Source organism: Mycobacterium europaeum (genome assembly GCF_002102155.1).
GTDB lineage: Bacteria > Actinomycetota > Actinomycetes > Mycobacteriales > Mycobacteriaceae > Mycobacterium > Mycobacterium europaeum.
Genome location: NZ_LQOU01000041.1, coordinates 44,619 through 62,672, shown reverse-complemented (window position 1 = coordinate 62,672; position 18,054 = coordinate 44,619). Strand labels below are relative to the sequence as shown.

General features: G+C 70.2%; 18 protein-coding genes and 1 tRNA gene. 9 read left to right on the top strand and 10 right to left on the bottom strand.

The window, feature by feature from the left end:
• Positions 1-2 precede the first annotated feature (2 nt).
• Genes AWC03_RS19125 through cobC form a run of 4 tightly spaced genes read right to left on the bottom strand, consistent with a single transcriptional unit; the run spans position 3 to position 4,037 of the window.
• A complete protein-coding gene (locus tag AWC03_RS19125) occupies positions 3-1,124 on the bottom strand; it encodes a bifunctional RNase H/acid phosphatase (protein WP_085242288.1) in 1,122 nt (373 codons plus the stop codon).
• Entirely contained in the window at positions 1,121-1,858 is a 738-nt protein-coding gene (locus AWC03_RS19120; RefSeq protein WP_085242287.1) for a zinc ribbon domain-containing protein, read from the bottom strand. The genes AWC03_RS19125 and AWC03_RS19120 overlap by 4 nt, the downstream gene beginning before the upstream one ends.
• Entirely contained in the window at positions 1,858-3,012 is a 1,155-nt protein-coding gene (locus AWC03_RS19115) for a Nif3-like dinuclear metal center hexameric protein (RefSeq protein ID WP_085242286.1), read from the bottom strand. The genes AWC03_RS19120 and AWC03_RS19115 overlap by 1 nt, the downstream gene beginning before the upstream one ends.
• Complete coding sequence (cobC, locus tag AWC03_RS19110) at positions 3,009-4,037, bottom strand: Rv2231c family histidinol phosphate aminotransferase CobC (RefSeq protein WP_085242285.1); 1,029 nt, start codon at positions 4,035-4,037, stop codon at positions 3,009-3,011. Before cobC ends, AWC03_RS19115 begins: the two co-directional genes overlap by 4 nt.
• An 81-nt stretch (positions 4,038-4,118) precedes the next feature.
• Between cobC and AWC03_RS19105 the strand changes: the two genes are divergently transcribed.
• The 3 genes from AWC03_RS19105 to AWC03_RS19095 are packed head-to-tail and all read left to right on the top strand — an operon-like array spanning position 4,119 to position 6,121.
• Positions 4,119-4,787, top strand: coding sequence for an HAD-IA family hydrolase (locus AWC03_RS19105; RefSeq protein WP_420845683.1), 669 nt, complete (start codon positions 4,119-4,121; stop codon positions 4,785-4,787).
• Entirely contained in the window at positions 4,780-5,271 is a 492-nt protein-coding gene (locus AWC03_RS19100; protein ID WP_085242284.1) for a low molecular weight protein-tyrosine-phosphatase, read from the top strand. The genes AWC03_RS19105 and AWC03_RS19100 overlap by 8 nt, the downstream gene beginning before the upstream one ends.
• Position 5,272: 1 nt before the next feature.
• Positions 5,273-6,121: an SURF1 family cytochrome oxidase biogenesis protein gene (locus AWC03_RS19095; protein ID WP_085242283.1), complete on the top strand. Its 849-nt coding sequence runs from the start codon at positions 5,273-5,275 to the stop codon at positions 6,119-6,121.
• Here the strand turns inward: AWC03_RS19095 and AWC03_RS19090 are convergent.
• Entirely contained in the window at positions 6,103-7,050 is a 948-nt protein-coding gene (locus tag AWC03_RS19090) for a cobalamin biosynthesis protein (protein WP_085242282.1), read from the bottom strand. The genes AWC03_RS19095 and AWC03_RS19090 overlap by 19 nt on opposite strands.
• Before the next feature lie 49 nt (positions 7,051-7,099).
• Between AWC03_RS19090 and AWC03_RS19085 the strand changes: the two genes are divergently transcribed.
• Entirely contained in the window at positions 7,100-7,915 is an 816-nt protein-coding gene (locus tag AWC03_RS19085; RefSeq protein WP_085242281.1) for an oxygenase MpaB family protein, read from the top strand.
• Here the strand turns inward: AWC03_RS19085 and AWC03_RS19080 are convergent.
• The 5 genes from AWC03_RS19080 to AWC03_RS19060 form a co-directional block, all read right to left on the bottom strand.
• The gene (locus AWC03_RS19080) at positions 7,912-9,033 is read right to left on the bottom strand and encodes an epoxide hydrolase family protein (protein ID WP_085242330.1); all 1,122 of its coding nucleotides are present in this window, start codon (positions 9,031-9,033) and stop codon (positions 7,912-7,914) included. The genes AWC03_RS19085 and AWC03_RS19080 overlap by 4 nt on opposite strands.
• A 97-nt stretch (positions 9,034-9,130) precedes the next feature.
• Positions 9,131-9,202 (bottom strand) — tRNA-Val (locus AWC03_RS19075).
• A 46-nt stretch (positions 9,203-9,248) separates the two neighbouring features.
• A complete protein-coding gene (locus AWC03_RS19070; protein WP_085242280.1) occupies positions 9,249-9,710 on the bottom strand; it encodes a peroxiredoxin in 462 nt (153 codons plus the stop codon).
• Positions 9,710-10,132, bottom strand: a complete 423-nt coding sequence (locus AWC03_RS19065) for a DUF3052 domain-containing protein (protein ID WP_085242279.1) — start codon at positions 10,130-10,132, stop codon at positions 9,710-9,712. The genes AWC03_RS19070 and AWC03_RS19065 overlap by 1 nt, the downstream gene beginning before the upstream one ends.
• 92 nt (positions 10,133-10,224) lie before the next feature.
• The gene (locus tag AWC03_RS19060) at positions 10,225-10,806 is read right to left on the bottom strand and encodes a hypothetical protein (protein ID WP_085242278.1); all 582 of its coding nucleotides are present in this window, start codon (positions 10,804-10,806) and stop codon (positions 10,225-10,227) included.
• 184 nt (positions 10,807-10,990) lie between these two features.
• Between AWC03_RS19060 and aceE the strand changes: the two genes are divergently transcribed.
• The 5 genes from aceE to kasA all read left to right on the top strand — a co-directional run bounded on the left by aceE (position 10,991) and on the right by kasA (position 17,984).
• Complete coding sequence (gene aceE, locus AWC03_RS19055) at positions 10,991-13,780, top strand: pyruvate dehydrogenase (acetyl-transferring), homodimeric type (RefSeq protein WP_085242277.1); 2,790 nt, start codon at positions 10,991-10,993, stop codon at positions 13,778-13,780.
• Between the two features lie 155 nt (positions 13,781-13,935).
• Positions 13,936-15,264, top strand: a complete 1,329-nt coding sequence (locus tag AWC03_RS19050) for a PucR family transcriptional regulator (protein WP_085242276.1) — start codon at positions 13,936-13,938, stop codon at positions 15,262-15,264.
• A gap of 137 nt (positions 15,265-15,401) precedes the next feature.
• Positions 15,402-16,310: an ACP S-malonyltransferase gene (locus tag AWC03_RS19045; RefSeq protein WP_085242275.1), complete on the top strand. Its 909-nt coding sequence runs from the start codon at positions 15,402-15,404 to the stop codon at positions 16,308-16,310.
• 82 nt (positions 16,311-16,392) lie between these two features.
• On the top strand, positions 16,393-16,737 hold the full coding sequence (gene acpM, locus AWC03_RS19040) for a meromycolate extension acyl carrier protein AcpM (protein WP_067917886.1): 345 nt from the start codon (positions 16,393-16,395) through the stop codon (positions 16,735-16,737).
• Positions 16,734-17,984, top strand: a complete 1,251-nt coding sequence (kasA, locus tag AWC03_RS19035; RefSeq protein ID WP_085242274.1) for a 3-oxoacyl-ACP synthase KasA — start codon at positions 16,734-16,736, stop codon at positions 17,982-17,984. The genes acpM and kasA overlap by 4 nt, the downstream gene beginning before the upstream one ends.
• Positions 17,985-18,054: the final 70 nt, after the last annotated feature.

Here is an 18,054-nt window from a genome sequence, read left to right as displayed (position 1 = left end):
CCTCATACCTGGTGGTAAAGGTATCCGGTCTGGTTCACCAGCCGCACGGAGGACGCACCGTCGGGATAGAACTCGGCGATGCTCAACGACGCCAGGTCGAGGTGCAGCCGGTACAGGATGCCCGGCCCGGCCTCCAGCGCCAGCCGCAGCAGCATCTTGATCGGCGTCACGTGCGAGACCACCAGCACCGTCGTGCCCGGGTGCGTGGCGATGATGCGTTCGCGCGCCCGGACGACCCGCTCGAGCACGTCGTCGAAGCTTTCCCCGCCCGGTGGCGTGGTGCCGGTGTCGCGCAGCCAGCGGCCGTGCAGTTCCGGGTCGCGCTCGGCGGCCTCGCCAAAGGTCAGTCCCTCCCAGGCGCCGAAGTCGGTCTCGATCAAATCGTCGTCGACGGTCACGTCCTGGCCGAGCGCTTTGGCGGCCCTGGCCGCGGTGTCGTAGGCCCGCTGCAGCGGCGAGGCGAACACCGCGGAGATCCCCCCGCGCTGCGCCAGGTAACGCGCCGCGGCGTCGGCCTGCCGGCGACCCACCTCGGTGAGGGCCGGGTTGCCGCGGCCCGAATAGCGGCGCTGCGCCGACAGCTCGGTCTGGCCGTGTCGCAGCAACAGCAGCCGGGTCGGGGTGCCGCGCGCACCGGTCCAGCCGGGAGCCTGCGGCGATTGCGGCGCAGCGGTTTTCGCGGGCTCGGCCGCGGGCTGCCGGGGTTCCTGCACCGGGTCGCCGGCGGCGGCGTCCATCGCCTCGTTGGCCAGCCGATCGGCGTAGGAGTTGCGGTCCCGCGGAATCCACGTGTAGGCGATCCGGTCGAACCGCGCCGCCAGCTTGCGGGCCTGCCCGTGCAGTTCGATGAGGTCGGGGTGCTTGACCTTCCACCGGCCCGACATCTGCTCGACCAACAGCTTGGAGTCCAGGAAGACCGCGGCCTCGGTGGCGCCGAGCTCGAGGGCGTCGCCCAAACCGGCCAGCAGGCCGCGGTATTCGGCCACGTTGTTGGTGGCCCGGCCGATGGCCTGCTTGGTCTCGGCCAGCACGGTCGAGCGGTCCGCGGTCCAGACCACGGCGCCGTAGCCGGCCGGGCCGGGGTTGCCGCGCGACCCGCCGTCGGCCTCGATCACCACTTTCACTGGTCGAGCCCCTTGACCCGCAACAGGATCGCGCCACACTCCGGGCAGCGCACCACGTCGTCCTCGGCGGCGGCGGAGATGCGGGACATCTCGCCGCGGTCGATCTCGAGCCGGCACGCACCGCAGCGGCGTCCCAGCAGCGGCCCGGCGCCCGGCCCTCCCCCGGCGCGCTGCCGTTCGTAGAGCGCGGACAGGGCGGGGTCCAGCGCCGCGGTCAGGGTGTCGCGTCGCGCGGAATGCGCCTGACGGGCCTCGCTGATCTCGGCGACCGCGGCGTCGAGAGCCTGCCGGGCGCCCGCCAATTCGGCCTCCAGCGCCTCGACGGTGCCGCGCGCCGCATCGAGCTGGGCCTGCAGCTCCTCGCGGCGTTCCATCACCTCCAACAGCGAATCCTCCAGGCTGGCCTGGCGCCGGGTCAGGGTCTCCAGCTCGTGCTGCAGATCCGACAGCTGCTTGGCGTCGGTGGTACCGGACTGCAGCAAGGACCGGTCGCGGTCTTCGCGCTGCCGGACCGCCTCGATCTCGGATTCCAGCCGCGACACCTGGACGTCGATGTCCTCCAACGCGATTCGAATGGCGCCCACCCGGTCACCGGCGGCGTCGAGCTCGCCCTGCAACCGTTCGCAGGCCTGTTGCTCCGCCAGGTGGCTGGCCCGGTGCGAGATGCGGGCCAGCTCGGCGTCCAGCTTCGACAGCTCGAGCAGCGAACGCTGCTGCGCGATTTCGGCCTTCATCACTTTTCACTCCCGGTCTCGTCGGCGGGCTCCGCCGTATGCCCCATGTTCCAGGGGTCGGTGCGGATGGTGCACACCCGCACCGACAGGGCCGCACCGAAACGGGACCGCAGCAGGTCGGCGGCCTGGTCGCACCAGGGAAATTCGCTGGCCCAGTGCGCCACGTCGACCAGCGCCACCCCGGAGGCCCGCCGATGCTCGTCGGCCGGATGGTGCCGCAGGTCGGCCGTGACGTAGGCGTGCACACCGGCGCGGTCCGCGGTCGCCAGCAGCGAATCCCCCGCGCCGCCGCAGACGGCGACCCGGGAGACCGGCATGTCGGGGTCGCCCGCCGCGCGGACCCCCCACGCCGTCGGGGGCAGGGCGGCGCCGACGCGGGACACGAAGTCGCGCAGCGGTTCGGGGCGGGGCAGGGTGCCGATGCGGCCCAGGCCGGTGTCGCCGGGCGCGGGCAGCAACGCGAAGATGTCGAATGCCGGCTCCTCGTAGGGGTGGGCGGCGCGCATCGCCGCCAGCACGGCCACCCGGATCCGCGCGGGCGCGATGACCTCGAACCGGTCTTCGGCCACCGTCTCGACGGTTCCGACGCTGCCCACCGCGGGTGAGGCGCCTTCGTGCGGCAGGAACTGCCCGATGCCGGTGACGGTCCAACTGCAGTGCGAGTAGTCGCCGATGTGCCCGGCGCCGGCCTCGAACACGGCCGCCCGCACCGCGTCCGCGTTCTCGCGCGGCACGTAGATCACCCACTTGTCGAGGTCGGGGGCCGCGGTTCGCGGCTCCAGGGCCGCTTCCACGGTCAGGCCGAGGGCCTGCGCCAGCGCGTCGGACACGCCCGGTGAGGCCGAGTCGGCGTTGGTGTGCGCGGTGAACAGCGAACGACCCGTGCGGATCAGGCGGTGCACCAGCGCGCCCTTGGGGGTGCTGGCCGCCACCGTGTCGACCCCCCGCAGCAACAGCGGGTGATGGGCCAGCAACAGGCCGCCTTCGGGAACCTCGGCGACGACCGCGGGCGTCGCGTCCACCGCAACGGTCACCGACTCCAGCGCGTCGTCGGGGTCGCCGCACACCAGGCCCACCGAGTCCCACGATTCGGCCAGCCGAGGTGGGTAGGCCTCGTCCAGCACCCCGATGACGTCGGCCAGCCGCACGCTCACCGGCGCACCTCCGCAATCGCCTCGACCAGCAGCGGCCACTCGCGGCGCACCGCGGCCCGCAGGTAGCGCTCGTCCAGGCCGACGAACGTATCACAGCGACGGATAGCAATCCCCTTGTCTTGCAGTCTCTTTCGAATCAGCGCGGCGTCCGGCATGCGGAACAACACGAACGGGGCCCGGCCGTCGACCACCTCGGCGCCCACCGAGGCCAGCCCGGCCACCATCTCGGCGCGCAGCTCGGCCAACCGCACCGCACCGGCCGCCGCTTCGGTGACGGCCTGCCGGCCGCAACATGCCGCGATGGCCGTCAGCTGCAGCGTCCCCACCGGCCAGTGGGCGCGCTGAGCCGTCAAGCGGGCCAACACCTCCGGCGAGCCCAGAGCGTAGCCCACCCGCAGCCCGGCCAGCGCCCACGTCTTGGTCAGGCTGCGCAGCACCAGCACGTCGGGCAGCGACACATCGGCGAGCGACTCGGGTTCGCCCGGAATGGAATCCGCGAACGCCTCGTCGATCACCAGGATCCGCCCCGGCCGGCGCAACGCGAGGAGCTGCTCGCGGCTGTGCAGCACCGACGTCGGGTTGGTCGGGTTGCCCACCACCACGAGGTCGGCGTCCTCGGGGACGGTCACACCGTCCAGGGCGAAGGGCGGCTCGAGCACGACGTGGTGCACGCGCACCCCGGCGGCGCTCAGCGCGTCCGCCGGCTCGGTGAACGAGGGCGCGACGATCGCCGCCCGCGCCGGACGCAGGTTGGGCAACAATGCGAACCCCTCCGCCGCGCCGGCCAGCGGGAGCACCTCGTCGCGGGCGCGGGCGTGCCGCTCGGCGACCGCGTCCTGCGCCGCCCGCACGTCCTGTGCGCCGGGGTAGCGCGCCAGATCGGTCAACCGGGCGGCCAGCCGCCGCATCAGCCACTCGGTCGGTTGGGCGTGACGGACGTTGACGGCGAAATCCAGCATCCCGGGTGCGACGGCCTGATCACCGTGGTAGCGCACCGCAGGCGGGGTCAGGTTCAGACTCGCCATCCGAGAAACACTAGTGGGCCGCTTTCGCGCGTGGCAGCGACACCGTCGCACCCACCCCGGCCCATCGAGGACAATGGTGAGGTGACAGGCACGACCTTGACGGCCCAGCTGGTGATCTTCGACCTCGACGGCACGCTCACCGACTCCGCGGAGGGCATCGTGGCCAGCTTCCTGCACGCCCTCGACCACGTCGGCGTCGCGGTGCCAGACGGCGACCTGGTGGGACGGATCGTGGGGCCGCCGATGGACGACACCTTCCGCTCCATGCTGGGCGAGGACGCCGAGCCGGCGATCGCCGCCTTCCGCGCCGAATACGGCAGCCGGGGCTGGGCGATGAACACCCTGTTCGAGGGCATCGAGCCGCTGCTGGCCGACCTGAAGGCCGCCGGTGTCCGGCTGGCGGTGGCCACCTCGAAGCTGGAGCCGACGGCCCGGCGGATCCTCGCCCATTTCGGGCTCGACCAGCATTTCGAGGTGATCGCCGGGGCGAGCCCGGACGGCTCCCGCAAGACCAAGGTCGAGGTGCTCGAGCACGCGCTCGACCAGCTGCGGCCGCTGCCCGAGCGGGTGCTCATGGTCGGCGACCGCAGCCACGACGTGCACGGCGCGGCGGCCCACGGCATCGACACCGTGGTGGTGGGCTGGGGTTACGGGCGCGACGATTTCCCCGACGGTGCGACGGCCGCCGGGCCCACGGTGGTGACGCACGCCGCAACCGTCGACGAGCTGCGGGCGGTGCTCGGTGTCTGAGCCGCTGCACGTCACGTTCGTCTGCACGGGCAACATCTGCCGGTCGGTGATGGCCGAGAAGATGTTCGCCGACCAGCTGCGCCGCCGCGGCCTGGCCGACGCCGTCCGCGTGACCAGCGCGGGCACCGGCAACTGGCACGTCGGGGAATGCGCCGACGAGCGTGCGAACGAGGTCCTGCGCGCCCACGGCTACCCCACCGAGCACCGCGCCGCCCAGGTCGACACCGACCATCTGGCGGCCGACCTGGTGGTGGCCCTGGGCCGCAATCACCTGCGGATGCTGCGCGAGCTGGGCGTCGACGGGGAGCGGGTGCGCATGCTGCGGTCCTTCGATCCGCGTTCGGGCGCGCACGCCCTCGATGTCGAGGACCCTTACTACGGGGACGCGCAGGACTTCGAGGACGTCTTCACCGTCATCGACGCCTCGCTGCCCGGCCTGCACGCCTGGGTCGACGATCGACTCGCCGGCAACGGGTCCGGTTGACATGCGTCGGCTGGCATTCCTGCTGCGGCCGGGCTGGATCGCGCTGATCCTGGTGGTCGTCGCGTTCACGTACCTGTGCTTCACGGTGCTGGCACCCTGGCAGCTGGGCAAGCACAACCGGACGTCGCGGGAGAACCGCCAGATCGAATACTCCCTCAACACCGAGCCCGTTCCCCTGAAAACGCTGTTGCCGCAGCAGGATTCGTCGGCTCCGAACGCGCAGTGGCGCCGCGTCACGGCCACCGGGCACTACCTGCCGGATGTCCAGGTGCTGGCCCGGTTGCGGGTGATCGAGGGCAAGCCGGCGTATGAGGTGCTGGCGCCCTTCGTCGTCGACGGCGGGCCCACCGTCCTGGTCGACCGGGGGTACGTCCGGCCCGAGCAGGGATCCCACGTCCCGCCGATCCCCCGCCCGCCCGGGGACACCGTCACCGTCACCGCGCGGCTGCGCGATTCCGAGGCGGTCGTCACGGGCAGGGCCCCCCTCGCCGAAGAGGGCGCGCTGCAGGTGTATTCGATCAACACCGGGCAGGTGTCGGCGCTCACCAAGGTCCCGCTCGTCGGGTCGTATCTGCAGTTGACCGAGGACCAGCCCGGCGGGCTCGGTGTCATCGGCGTGCCGCACCTGGACGCCGGGCCGTTCCTGTCCTATGGCATCCAGTGGATTTCCTTCGGCATCGTCGCCCCGCTCGGGTTGGGGTATTTCGCGTACTCAGAGATCCGCGCCCGCCGCCGCGAAAGGGAGCAGCGAGCGGCGACGGCCAAAGAGGCCGCAGCGGCCCCGGAGGCCCCACCGGCGCCGACGACCGTGGAGGCCAAACTCGCCGACCGCTACGGCCGCCGCCGGTAGTCGCTCAACAGCCCCGCCAGCAGCGCCGCGCCGGCCTGCACCATGCGCGACAGCGCCACCGCCCGGCGCAGGTCGGCCACCGTCGGGTCGTGGCCGTCGCCCAGCGTGGGCCGGATCTGCAGTTCGTGGCGGTATTGGGTGGGCCCGCCGAGTCGCACCCCGAGCGCCCCGGCGAAGGCCGCCTCGACGACGCCGGCGTTGGGGCTGGGGTGACGCGCGGCGTCGCGCCGCCAGGCCCGCACCGCACCCGAGGGCGACCCGCTGACGAAGGGCGCGAACGCCACCACCAGCGCGGCCGTCACCCGCGCGGCCACATAGTTGGCCGCGTCATCCAATTTCGCTGCGGCCCAACCGAACCGGGCGTAACGCGCCGATCGATAGCCGATCATCGAGTCCAACGTGTTGATGCTGCGGTACGCCAGCACCCCGGGCGCCCCGCCGACGGCCGCGCACAGCAGCGGCGCCACCTCGGCGTCGGACGTGTTTTCCGCGACCGATTCCAGCGACGCCCGGGTCAGGCCGGGGCCGTCCAGCCAGGCCGGGTCGCGCCCGCACAGCGCCGGCAGCAGCAGGCGCGCCGCGTCGATGTCCCCGCGTGCCAGCAGTTCCGACATTTCCCGACCGGTGCGCGCCAATGTGGTTCCCCCCACCGAGACCCAGGTGGCCGCGGCGGTGGCCGCGATCGAGGCGGGCCGGCCGGCGCGGTCGGCTGCGCGCTGCAGCGCGGCGCCGAGCAAGGCCACGGCCCCGACCAGGACGCCGACGTGCACCACGCCGGCGGCCCGGCTGTCGCGGTAGGTCAACTGTTCCAACCCGGCGGCGACTCGCCCGAACGCCGCGACCGGATGTCCCCTTGCCGGGTCGCCCAGCGCGACATCGGCCAGGTAACCGGCCAGCACGCCGGCCAGCCGGGTCCGCGTCGCAACCACTTCGGCAGCGTCTCACACGTGGTGTACTCGATCCCATGAGGAGCCCGCGATGAAGCGGCCCGCGACCCGCGTCGCCGACCTGCTCAACCCGGCGGCGACGCTGTTGCCCGCCGCGAACGTGATCATGCAGCTGTCCCTGCCCGGCGTCGGCTATGGCGTGCTGGAGAGCCCGGTGGACAGCGGCAACGTCTACAAGCATCCGTTCAAGCGGGCCCGCACCACCGGCACCTACCTGGCGGTCGCCACCATCGGGACCGAGTCCGACCGCGCGTTGATCCGCGGCGCGCTCGACGCGGTGCACCGCCAGGTTCGTTCCACGCCGTCAAGCCCCGTGCCCTACAACGCGTTCGACCCCAAGCTGCAGCTCTGGGTGGCGGCGTGCCTGTACCGCTATTTCGTCGACCAGCACGAGTTCCTCCACGGCCCCCTCGACGACGCGTCCGCCGACGCGGTCTATCTCGACGCCAGGCGGCTGGCCACCACGCTGCAGGTGCCCGAGCGAATGTGGCCACCGAACCGGGCGGCGTTCGACGAGTACTGGAAGCGCTCGCTCGACGAGCTGCGCATCGATCCGCCGGTGCGCGAGCACCTGCGCGGCGTGGCGTCGCTGGCGTTTCTGCCGTGGCCGTTGCGCGTGCTGGCCGGCCCGTTCAACCTGTTCGCGACGACGGGGTTCCTGGCCCCGGAGTTTCGCGCGATGATGCGGCTGGACTGGTCGCGGCGCCAACAACGCCGGTTCGAGTGGCTGCTGTCGGCGCTGCGGCTGGCCGACATGTTCATCCTGCACGACGCGTGGGTGTTCGGTTACCGGCTTTACCTGTGGGACATGCGGTTTCGTGCGCGCCGCGGCCGGCGGATCGTCTAGGGCCGCACCGTCGCGAAGAACGCGCGGACGTCGTCGACGAACAGCTCGGGTTGCTCGAATGCGGCGAAGTGGCCGCCGCGCTCCATGGTCGTCCAATGGGTGATGTTGTAGGCCGGCTCGCACCACGACCGCGGGGCGCCCAGGATCTCTTTGGGGAAAGCCGCGACGCCGGTGGGCAATTCGACCCGATCCATCTGCCCCCAGACCCGGAAGCTCTGCCAGTACAGCCGGGCCGAGGACGCGCCGGTGTCGGTCACCCAATAGACCATGACGTTGTCGAGGAGCTCGTCGCGGGTGAACACGTTCTCCGGGTGGCCGTCGCAATCAGCCCACGCCCAGAACTTCTCGACGATCCACGCCAGCTGCCCCACCGGCGAATCGGCCAGCCCGTAGCCCAGCGTCTGCGGCCGGGTGGACTGCTGCTTGGAATAGCCGGTGCCCCACTTGCGGTGCTCGGCCAGCGCGGCCAGCGCCCGCTGCTCTTCTTCCGTCGGGTTCTTCAGGGACTCCGGGGTGGGCCGCCCGATCGGCATGTTGAGGTGGATCGCCGCGCAGTGGCCCCGGTTCCGGCCGATCTGCGTCGTCACGGCGGCGCCCCAGTCGCCGCCCTGCGCGCCGTAGCGGTCGTAGCCAAGGCGCAGCATCAGCGTCTCCCAGGCCCCGGCGATCTTTTCCACGCCCCAGCCGGTGCGGGTCGGTTTGCCGGAAAACCCGTATCCCGGCAGCGACGGGCACACCACGTGGAAGGCATCCTCGGCGCGCCCGGACGCCGGGTTGGTCAGCGGCTCGATCACCTTGTGGAACTCCACGACCGAGCCGGGCCAGCCGTGGGTGATCAGCAGCGGGAACGCGCCGTCGTGCGGTGACCGCTGGTGGATGAAATGGAGGTCCAGCCCGTCGATCCCGGTGATGAACTGGTCGAAGCGGTTGAGCGCGGCCTCGCGTGAGCGCCAGTCGTAGTCGTCGGCCCAATAGCCGGCCAGCTCGCGGGTGTAGGCCAACGGCATCCCCTGGCTCCAGTCGTCGACGCATTCGGCGTCCGGCCAGCGGGTGCGCGCCAGCCGCGACCGCAGGTCGTCGAGGACGTCCTCGGGGACGTCGATGCGAAACGGTTCCACGGATTCACCATTCACGCCGCGAGCGTAACGCCATGGCGAAAATCGGGGCCGAAAGTCGCCATGGGGTTACGCCCGCGAGTCCCGAACCCAGATTGAGTGGGCGCGGACGGTATCGAACCGCCGACCGCTGGTGTGTAAAACCAGAGCTCTACCACTGAGCTACGCGCCCGTGCCCCGGGGAGGCTACACGCCCGAAGGGCCGCTACTCAAAACTTTCACTCCCGCAAAGCCGCCAGCGCGTCGGTCCACAGCCGCTGGTTGCGGGATTCGCCGGGCTGTTTGCACTCCGCAAACCGGATGATCCCGGACCGGTCGATGACGAACGTGCCGCGGTTGGGGTAGCCGGCCTCGTCGTTGAACACACCGTAGGCCTGGCTGACCTCGCCGTGCGGCCAGAAGTCCGACAGCACCGGGAAGGTGAACCCGCTCTCCAGCGACCAGATCCGGTGGGTGGGCGGCGGGCCCACGGAGATGGCCAGCGCCGCGCTGTCCGCGTTCTCGAAGTCGGGCAGGTGATCGCGCAGCTGATCCAACTCGCCCTGGCAGATGCCGGTGAAGGCGAGCGGGAAGAACACCAGCAGGACGTTCTTGGCGCCGCGATAGGCGCTCAGGGTGACCCGCTGTTGGTTCTGGTCGCGCAGTGTGAAGTCCGGGGCGGTGGCGCCGACGGGCAGCATCAACGCTTCCCTGTTCGGGATTTCGGCTGGACCAGCCGGCTGGCGCTCCAGTCGCCCAGGTTCACCGAGGAGGTCGGCATCAGGCCTGCGGTGGGCGCGGCCTCGGCGATCTCGGCCGGCAACACGTGGCCGGGCTTGCCGGTCTTGGGCGTCAACACCCAGATCACGCCGTCCTCGGCGAGCGGGCCGATCGCGTCCATCAGGGTGTCCACCAGGTCGCCGTCGCCGTCGCGCCACCACAGCAGCACCACGTCGACCACCTCGTCGGTGTCCTCATCGAGCAACTCACCGCCGCACGCCTCCTCGACGTCAACGCGGATTTCGTCGTCGGTGTCCTCGTCCCAGCCCCATTCCTGGACAACTTGGTCTCGTTGGATGCCCAGTTTGCGAGCGTAGCTCGGGGCGTGATCCGCCGCGACCACCGTGGAGCCTCCTTAAACCGTCCCGGGCTGTGCGATGGGAATTATCGTCGCACAGCCGCAACCACGTCGACACTTGCGCCTCACCAGGCGCCTCAGAAGGATGCCAGGCAGAGTTTCAGCGCCTTTGTCTTGGCGTCGTTGAGGCGGTCCACCCGCCGGTTGAACTCCCCCGTCGGCGCGTGGGTGCCGATCGCGTTGGCCACCCCGTGGGCCGCGTCGATGTACGCGTTGAATGCGTCCTTCAGCTGCTGCGAGAGCGCGTCGTTGAAGCTGTTGGCCACCGTGTCGGCGCTGGCGTTCAGCGCGTCGATGGCCGGCCCTTCGGTGGGTCCGGTGCCGCGGCCCGCGTTGAACGCGCCGACGAACACGTTGACCTTGTCGATCGCGTCCTTGCTGGAGGTGGCCAGGTTGTCGCACGACGTGCGCACCGCCCGGGTGGTCAGCGATTGTTGCCGCTGCGATTCGCGGACCCGCGACGTCGCCGACGATGCGGACACCGACGCGGACACCGACTGCCGATAGGCCGGGGCCACCTGGGTGTCGGGCGTGGCCGTGCCGTTGGTGACGGTGGTACACCCCACGATCCCCATCAGCGTCGCCGCGATGCATCCGAGCGCCAGAGCGCCTCGCCTGGGGAAGCTTCCCGCAAGGACGGCACGCCATCCGATGACCACGGTTCATGACGTTACCGGGTGCCTTTCCCGAAAGTCCCGCCACGCACGCGTTCGTGTCGCCCGTGCGAACCCGCGCCGGCTACCGGACGTCGGCTGGCCCCCCGAAAGGCCGGTGCGGCACGATAGAGGCAGACGGTGCACAGCACCCGAGGGCACATCCGCCGCCAACTACAGGAGCAGTGCGTTGACAACCGAGTTCGCGCGCCACGATCTGGCCAAAACCCCTACCAGCGCAAGCGAACCCGACCGCGTTCGGGTGATCCGCGAAGGCGTCGCGTCCTACCTGCCCGACATCGACCCCGAAGAGACCTCGGAGTGGCTGGAGTCGTTCGACGATCTGCTGGAGCGCTCCGGACCGGCGCGGGCGCGGTATCTGATGCTGCGGTTGCTGGAGCGGGCCGGCGAGCAGCGTGTCGCCATTCCGTCGCTGACGTCAACCGATTACGTCAACACGATCCCGACCGAACTGGAGCCGTGGTTCCCCGGCGACGAGGACGTCGAACGGCGCTTCCGGGCGTGGATCCGGTGGAACGCCGCCATCATGGTGCACCGCGCCCAGCGGCCGGGAGTCGGCGTGGGTGGCCACATTTCGACCTACGCGTCGTCGGCGGCGCTGTACGAGGTCGGCTTCAACCACTTCTTCCGGGGCAAATCGCATCTCGGCGGCGGCGACCAGGTTTTCATCCAGGGCCACGCGTCCCCGGGGATCTACGCGCGCGCCTTCCTCGAAGGAAGGCTCAGCGAGGACCGGCTGGACGGCTTCCGTCAGGAGCACAGCCACGTCGGGGGCGGGTTGCCGTCCTACCCGCACCCGCGGCTGATGCCCGACTTCTGGGAATTCCCCACGGTGTCGATGGGACTGGGCCCGCTGAACGCCATCTACCAGGCGCGGTTCAACCACTACCTGCACGACCGCGGCATCAAGGACACCTCCGACCAGCACGTTTGGTGCTTTTTGGGCGACGGCGAGATGGACGAGCCGGAGAGCCGGGGAATGGCGCACGTCGGGGCGCTCGAGGGCCTGGACAACCTGACCTTCGTGATCAACTGCAACCTGCAGCGGCTCGACGGCCCGGTGCGCGGCAACGGCAAGATCATCCAGGAGCTGGAGTCGTTCTTCCGCGGGGCCGGCTGGAACGTCATCAAGGTGGTCTGGGGCCGCGAGTGGGACGCCCTGCTGCACGCCGACCGCGACGGCGCGCTGGTCAACCTGATGAACACCACCTGCGACGGCGACTACCAGACGTACAAGGCCAACGACGGCGCCTACGTGCGCGACCACTTCTTCGGCCGCGACCCGCGCACCAAGGCGCTGGTGCAGAACATGACCGACGCCGAGATCTGGAACCTCAAGCGCGGCGGCCACGACTACCGCAAGGTGTACGCCGCCTACCGCGCCGCCGTCGACCACAAGGGCCAGCCGACGGTCATCCTGGCCAAGACCATCAAGGGCTACTCGCTGGGCGCGCACTTCCAGGGCCGCAACGCCACCCACCAGATGAAAAAGCTTGCGCTGGAAGACCTTAAGCACTTCCGCGACTCGATGCGGATCCCGATCAGCGACGCCCAGCTGGACGAGAACCCCTACCTGCCGCCCTACTACCACCCGGGCCCCGACGCCCCGGAGATCCGGTACATGCTCGACCGGCGCCGCACCCTGGGCGGCTTCCTGCCCGAGCGCCGCACGAAGGCCAAGGCGCTCAAGCTGCCCGGCCGCGACACCTACGCCGCGCTGAAGAAGGGCTCGGGCAACCAGGAGGTCGCCACCACCATGGCGACCGTGCGCACCTTCAAGGAAGTGTTGCGCGACAAGGAGGTCGGCCCGCGGATCGTGCCGATCATTCCCGACGAGGCGCGCACGTTCGGCATGGACTCCTGGTTCCCGTCGCTGAAGATCTATAACCGCCTGGGCCAGCTCTACACCGCCGTCGACGCCGAGCTGATGCTGGCGTACAAGGAAAGCGAAGTCGGCCAGATCCTGCACGAGGGCATCAGCGAGGCGGGTTCGGTGGGCTCGTTCACCGCGGCCGGCACGTCGTACGCCACGCACAACGAGCCGATGATCCCGATCTACATCTTCTATTCGATGTTCGGCTTCCAGCGCACCGGTGACGGCCTGTGGGCCGCCGCCGACCAGATGGCCCGCGGCTTCCTGCTGGGAGCCACCGCGGGGCGCACCACGCTGACCGGCGAGGGCCTGCAGCACGCCGACGGCCACTCGCTGCTGCTGGCGGCCACCAATCCGGCCGTGGTGGCCTACGACCCGGCGTTCGCCTACGAGATCGCCTACATCGTCGAAAGCGGGCTGGCGCGGATGTTCGGCGACGACCCCGAGAACGTGTACTTCTACATCACCATCTACAACGAGCCGTACGTGCAGCCGCCGGAGCCGGAGAACTTCGATCCCGAGGGCCTGCTGCGGGGCATCTACCGCTACCGTCGCGCCACCGAGCAGCGCGCGAACACGGCGCACATCCTGGCCTCCGGCGTGGCGATGCCGTCGGCGCTGCAGGCGGCCGAGATGCTGGCCGCCGAGTGGGACGTCGCCGCCGACGTCTGGTCGGTGACCAGCTGGGGCGAACTCAACCGGGACGGCATCGCCGTCGAGAGGGCGAAGCTGCGCCACCCCGACCGGCCGGCCGGCACCGCCTACGTGACGCAGGCCCTGGCCAACGCCAGCGGCCCGGTGATCGCCGTCTCGGACTGGATGCGCGCCGTCCCGGAGCAGATCCGGCCGTGGGTACCCAACACGTTCGTCACCCTGGGCACCGACGGTTTCGGCTTCTCCGACACCCGGCCGGCCGCCCGGCGCTACTTCAACACCGACGCCGAGTCGCAGGTGGTCGCGGTGCTGGAGGCATTGGCGCGCGACGGCGAGATCGACCCCTCGGTTCCGGTTGCGGCCGCGCGCCAGTACAAGATCGACGACGTGCTGGCCGCGCCCGAGCAGACGTCCGACCCCGGCGTGGCCTGAAGCCCCCGCCGACGACGGCCGCCCGCTCGCCGAGCGTGAAGCTGCCTTCACGTTGGTCGCCGAGCGTGAAACTGGCTTCACGCTCGCGGCCTCAGCCCCTTACGCACCCGCGCCCTTTAGCGGATCCTTCCAGAAAAGTGGCGTAGGTTTTAGGGGTGAATGACAACCCGTTCGCCGGTCCGTTCGCCAAGCAGCCCCGCTCGCCGCTCGAGCTGCTGGACACCGTGCCGGATTCGGTGCTGCGCCGGCTCAAGCAGTACTCCGGCCGGCTGGCCACCGAAGCGGTCTCGGTGATGCAGGACCGGCTGCCGTTCTTCGCCGACCTGGAAGCCTCGCAGCGGGCGAGCGTGGCGTTGGTGGTGCAGACGGCCATCAACAACTTCGTCGAGTGGATGCAGGACCCGCACAGCAACGTCAGCTACACCGCCCAGGCCTTCGAGCTGGTCCCCCAGGACCTGGCCCGCCGGATCGCGCTGCGGCACAGCGTCGACATGGTGCGCGTCACCATGGAGTTCTTCGAAGAGGTGCTGCCGCTGGTGGCCCGCTCCGAGGACCAGTTGACCGCGCTCACCGTGGGCGTGCTGAAGTACAGCCGCGACCTGGCGTTCACCGCGGCGTCGGCCTACGCGAACGCGGCCGAGGCGCGCGGCACCTGGGACAGCCGGATGGAGGCCAGCGTGGTCGACGCGGTGGTCCGCGGCGACACCGGCCCCGAGCTGCTGTCCCGGGCCGCGGCGCTGAACTGGGACACCACCGCCCCGGCCACCGTCGTGGTCGGGGCCCCCGCGCCGGGCCGCGACGGCACCACCGGGCCGGGCGACAGCCAGCGGGCCAGCCAGCACGTCCGCGACATCGCCGCCCGGCACGGGCGTGCGGCCCTCACCGACGTGCACGGCACCTGGCTGGTGGCCATCGTGTCGGGCCAACTGTCGCCTACCGACAAATTCCTCGGGGAATTGCTGACCGCCTTCTCCGACGGCCCGGTGGTCATCGGGCCGACGGCGCCCATGCTGACCGCGGCCTACCACAGCGCCAGCGAGGCGATCTCCGGGATGAACGCCGTCGGCGGCTGGCGGGGGGCGCCCCGGCCGGTGCTGGCCCGGGAACTGCTGCCCGAACGCGCCCTGATGGGGGATGCCTCGGCCATCGTGGCGCTGCACACCGACGTCATGGGGCCGCTGGCCGACGCGGGGCCCACCCTCATCGAGACTCTTGACGCTTACTTAGATTGTGGCGGCGCGATTGAGGCCTGTGCCAGAAAGTTGTTCGTTCATCCAAACACGGTGCGCTACCGGCTCAAGCGGATCACCGACTTCACCGGACGCGATCCCACCCAGCCCCGCGACGCATACGTGCTGCGAGTGGCGGCGACAGTCGGCCAGCTCAACTACCCCACCGCGCCCGCCGGCGTCGCCAGTAAACCGATGCCTCCAGTTCCGCTGCCGGTCAGAGCCGCTATCGTGGGAAATTCCGAGTCGGAGTGATCCAGGCAACAGGTCGCGGCACGGTATCGAACACGTAGCTTACGGAGCTATTTTGTAGGGACTACACAAAAACCTAAGACCAGGTTCATAATCTGTTACACCCGCCAAAACCGTTTCCACAGTGTTCTCTTAAACACGTGATTGCATTGCTTGCGCCCGGACAGGGTTCGCAGACCGAGGGGATGCTCTCGCCGTGGCTCGACCTGCCGGGCGCGGCGGACCAGCTCGACCTGTGGTCGAAGGCCAGCGGCCTCGACCTGGTCCGGTTGGGCACCACCGCGTCGACCGAGGAGATCACCGACACCGCGGTCACCCAGCCCCTGGTCGTCGCAGCCACCCTGCTGGCCCACCAGGAGCTCACCAAGCGCGGGTTGCTCTCCGACGCGGACCTGCTCGTGGCCGGCCACTCCGTCGGCGAGATCGCGGCGTACGCGATCGCCGGTGTGATGGCCGCCGATGACGCCGTCGCGCTGGCCGCCACCCGCGGCGCCGAAATGGCCAAGGCGTGCGCCATCGAGCCGACCGGCATGTCCGCGGTGCTCGGCGGCGACGAGGCCGAGGTGCTGACCCGTCTCGAGCAGCTCGACCTGTTCCCCGCCAACCGCAACGCCGCCGGCCAGATCGTGGCCGCCGGCCCGCTGACGGCGCTGGAGAAGCTGGCTGAGGACCCGCCGGCCAAGGCCCGGGTCCGCGCGCTCGGGGTGGCCGGGGCGTTCCACACCAAGTACATGGCTCCGGCCCTCGACCGCTACGCCGCCGCGGCGGCCGCCGTCGCGACCGCCGAGCCCACCGCCACGCTGCTGTCGAACCGCGACGGGCAGCCCGTCGCCTCGGCGGCGGCGGCGATGGAGGCGCTGGTCGCCCAGCTGACCCAGCCGGTGCGCTGGGATCTGTGCACGGCCACCATGCGTGACCGGGAGATCACGGCGGCCGTGGAGTTCCCGCCCGCGGGCACCCTCACGGGCATCGCCAAACGAGAACTTCGGGGGGTCACCACCCGCGCCGTCAAGGCACCCGCAGACCTGGACGCACTGGCCGAACTCTGAAAGCCGCTTCCAGTACAACCACATAACGCTCTATAAGCACGCTCTGTTCGATCAACACAACACATCACGAAGGGAAGACGCTGTGGCCGTCAGCCAGGAAGAAATCATCGCCGGTATCGCGGAGATCATCGAAGAGGTCACCGGTATCGAGCCGTCCGAGGTCACCCCGGAGAAGTCGTTCGTCGACGACCTGGACATCGACTCGCTGTCGATGGTCGAGATCGCCGTGCAGACCGAGGACAAGTACGGCGTGAAGATCCCGGACGAGGACCTCGCCGGCCTGCGCACCGTTGGTGACGTCGTCTCCTACATCCAGAAGCTCGAGGAAGAGAACCCCGAGGCCGCCGAGGCGCTGCGCGCCAAGCTGGAGACCGAGAACCCCGACGCCGTCGCCAACGTCAAGGCAAGGATGGACGCGGACAAGTGAGCAAGCCTTCCACTGCTAATGGCGGTTACCCCAGCGTTGTGGTAACCGCCGTCACGGCGACGACCTCGATCGCGCCGGACATCGAGAGCACGTGGAAGGGTTTGCTGGCCGGCGAAAGCGGCATCCGCGTGCTCGAAGACGAGTTCGTCACCAAGTGGGACCTGCCCGTCAAGATCGGTGGCCACCTCAAGGAGCCCATCGACGAGCACATGAGCAGGCTCGACTTGCGGCGGATGTCCTACGTGCAGCGGCTGGCCAAGTTGCTGAGCACTCAGCTGTGGGAGACCGCCGGCAACCCGGAGCTCGACCCCGACCGGTTCTCGGTCGTGGTCGGCACCGGGCTCGGCGGCGCCGAACGGATCGTGGAGAGCTACGACCTGATGAACGAGGGCGGCCCCCGCAAGGTGTCGCCGCTCGCCGTTCAGATGATCATGCCCAACGGCGCCGCGGCGGTGGTGGGCCTGCAGCTCGGGGCGCGCGCCGGGGTGATCACCCCGGTGTCGGCCTGTTCGTCGGGCTCCGAAGCGATCGCCCACGCGTGGCGTCAGATCGTCATGGGTGACGCCGACGTGGCCGTGTGCGGTGGCGTCGAGGGTCCCATCGAGGCGCTGCCCATCGCGGCGTTCTCCATGATGCGGGCCATGTCCACTCGCAACGACGAGCCCGAACGCGCATCGCGGCCCTTCGACAAGGACCGCGACGGCTTCGTGTTCGGCGAGGCCGGGGCCATGATGCTCATCGAGACCGAGGAGCACGCCAAGGCCCGCGGCGCCAAGCCGCTGGCCCGCTTGATGGGCGCCGGCATCACCTCGGACGCCTTCCACATGGTGGCCCCCGCGGCCGACGGCGTGCGCGCCGGCCGGGCGATGACGCGGGCGCTCGAGTTGGCGGGCTTGTCCCCCAAGGACATTGACCACGTCAACGCTCACGGGACGGCGACACCGATCGGCGACACGGCCGAGGCCAACGCCATCCGGGTCGCCGGCTGCGAGCAAGCCGCGGTGTACGCACCCAAATCCGCACTGGGCCACTCCATCGGAGCGGTCGGTGCGCTGGAATCTGTTCTCACGGTATTGAGCCTTCGGGACGGCGTGATACCGCCAACACTCAATTACGAAACCCCCGATCCCGAGATCGACCTTGATGTTGTCGCGGGCGAACCTCGCTACGGCGATTTCCGTTACGCCATCAACAACTCGTTCGGATTCGGTGGCCACAACGTGGCACTCGCCTTCGGGCGGTACTGAGCACGGCATCCGGTTCCGCCTCGGGCCGCAATCGGCCCGGGGCGGAACCGGACAAGTACGAAAGGAACGT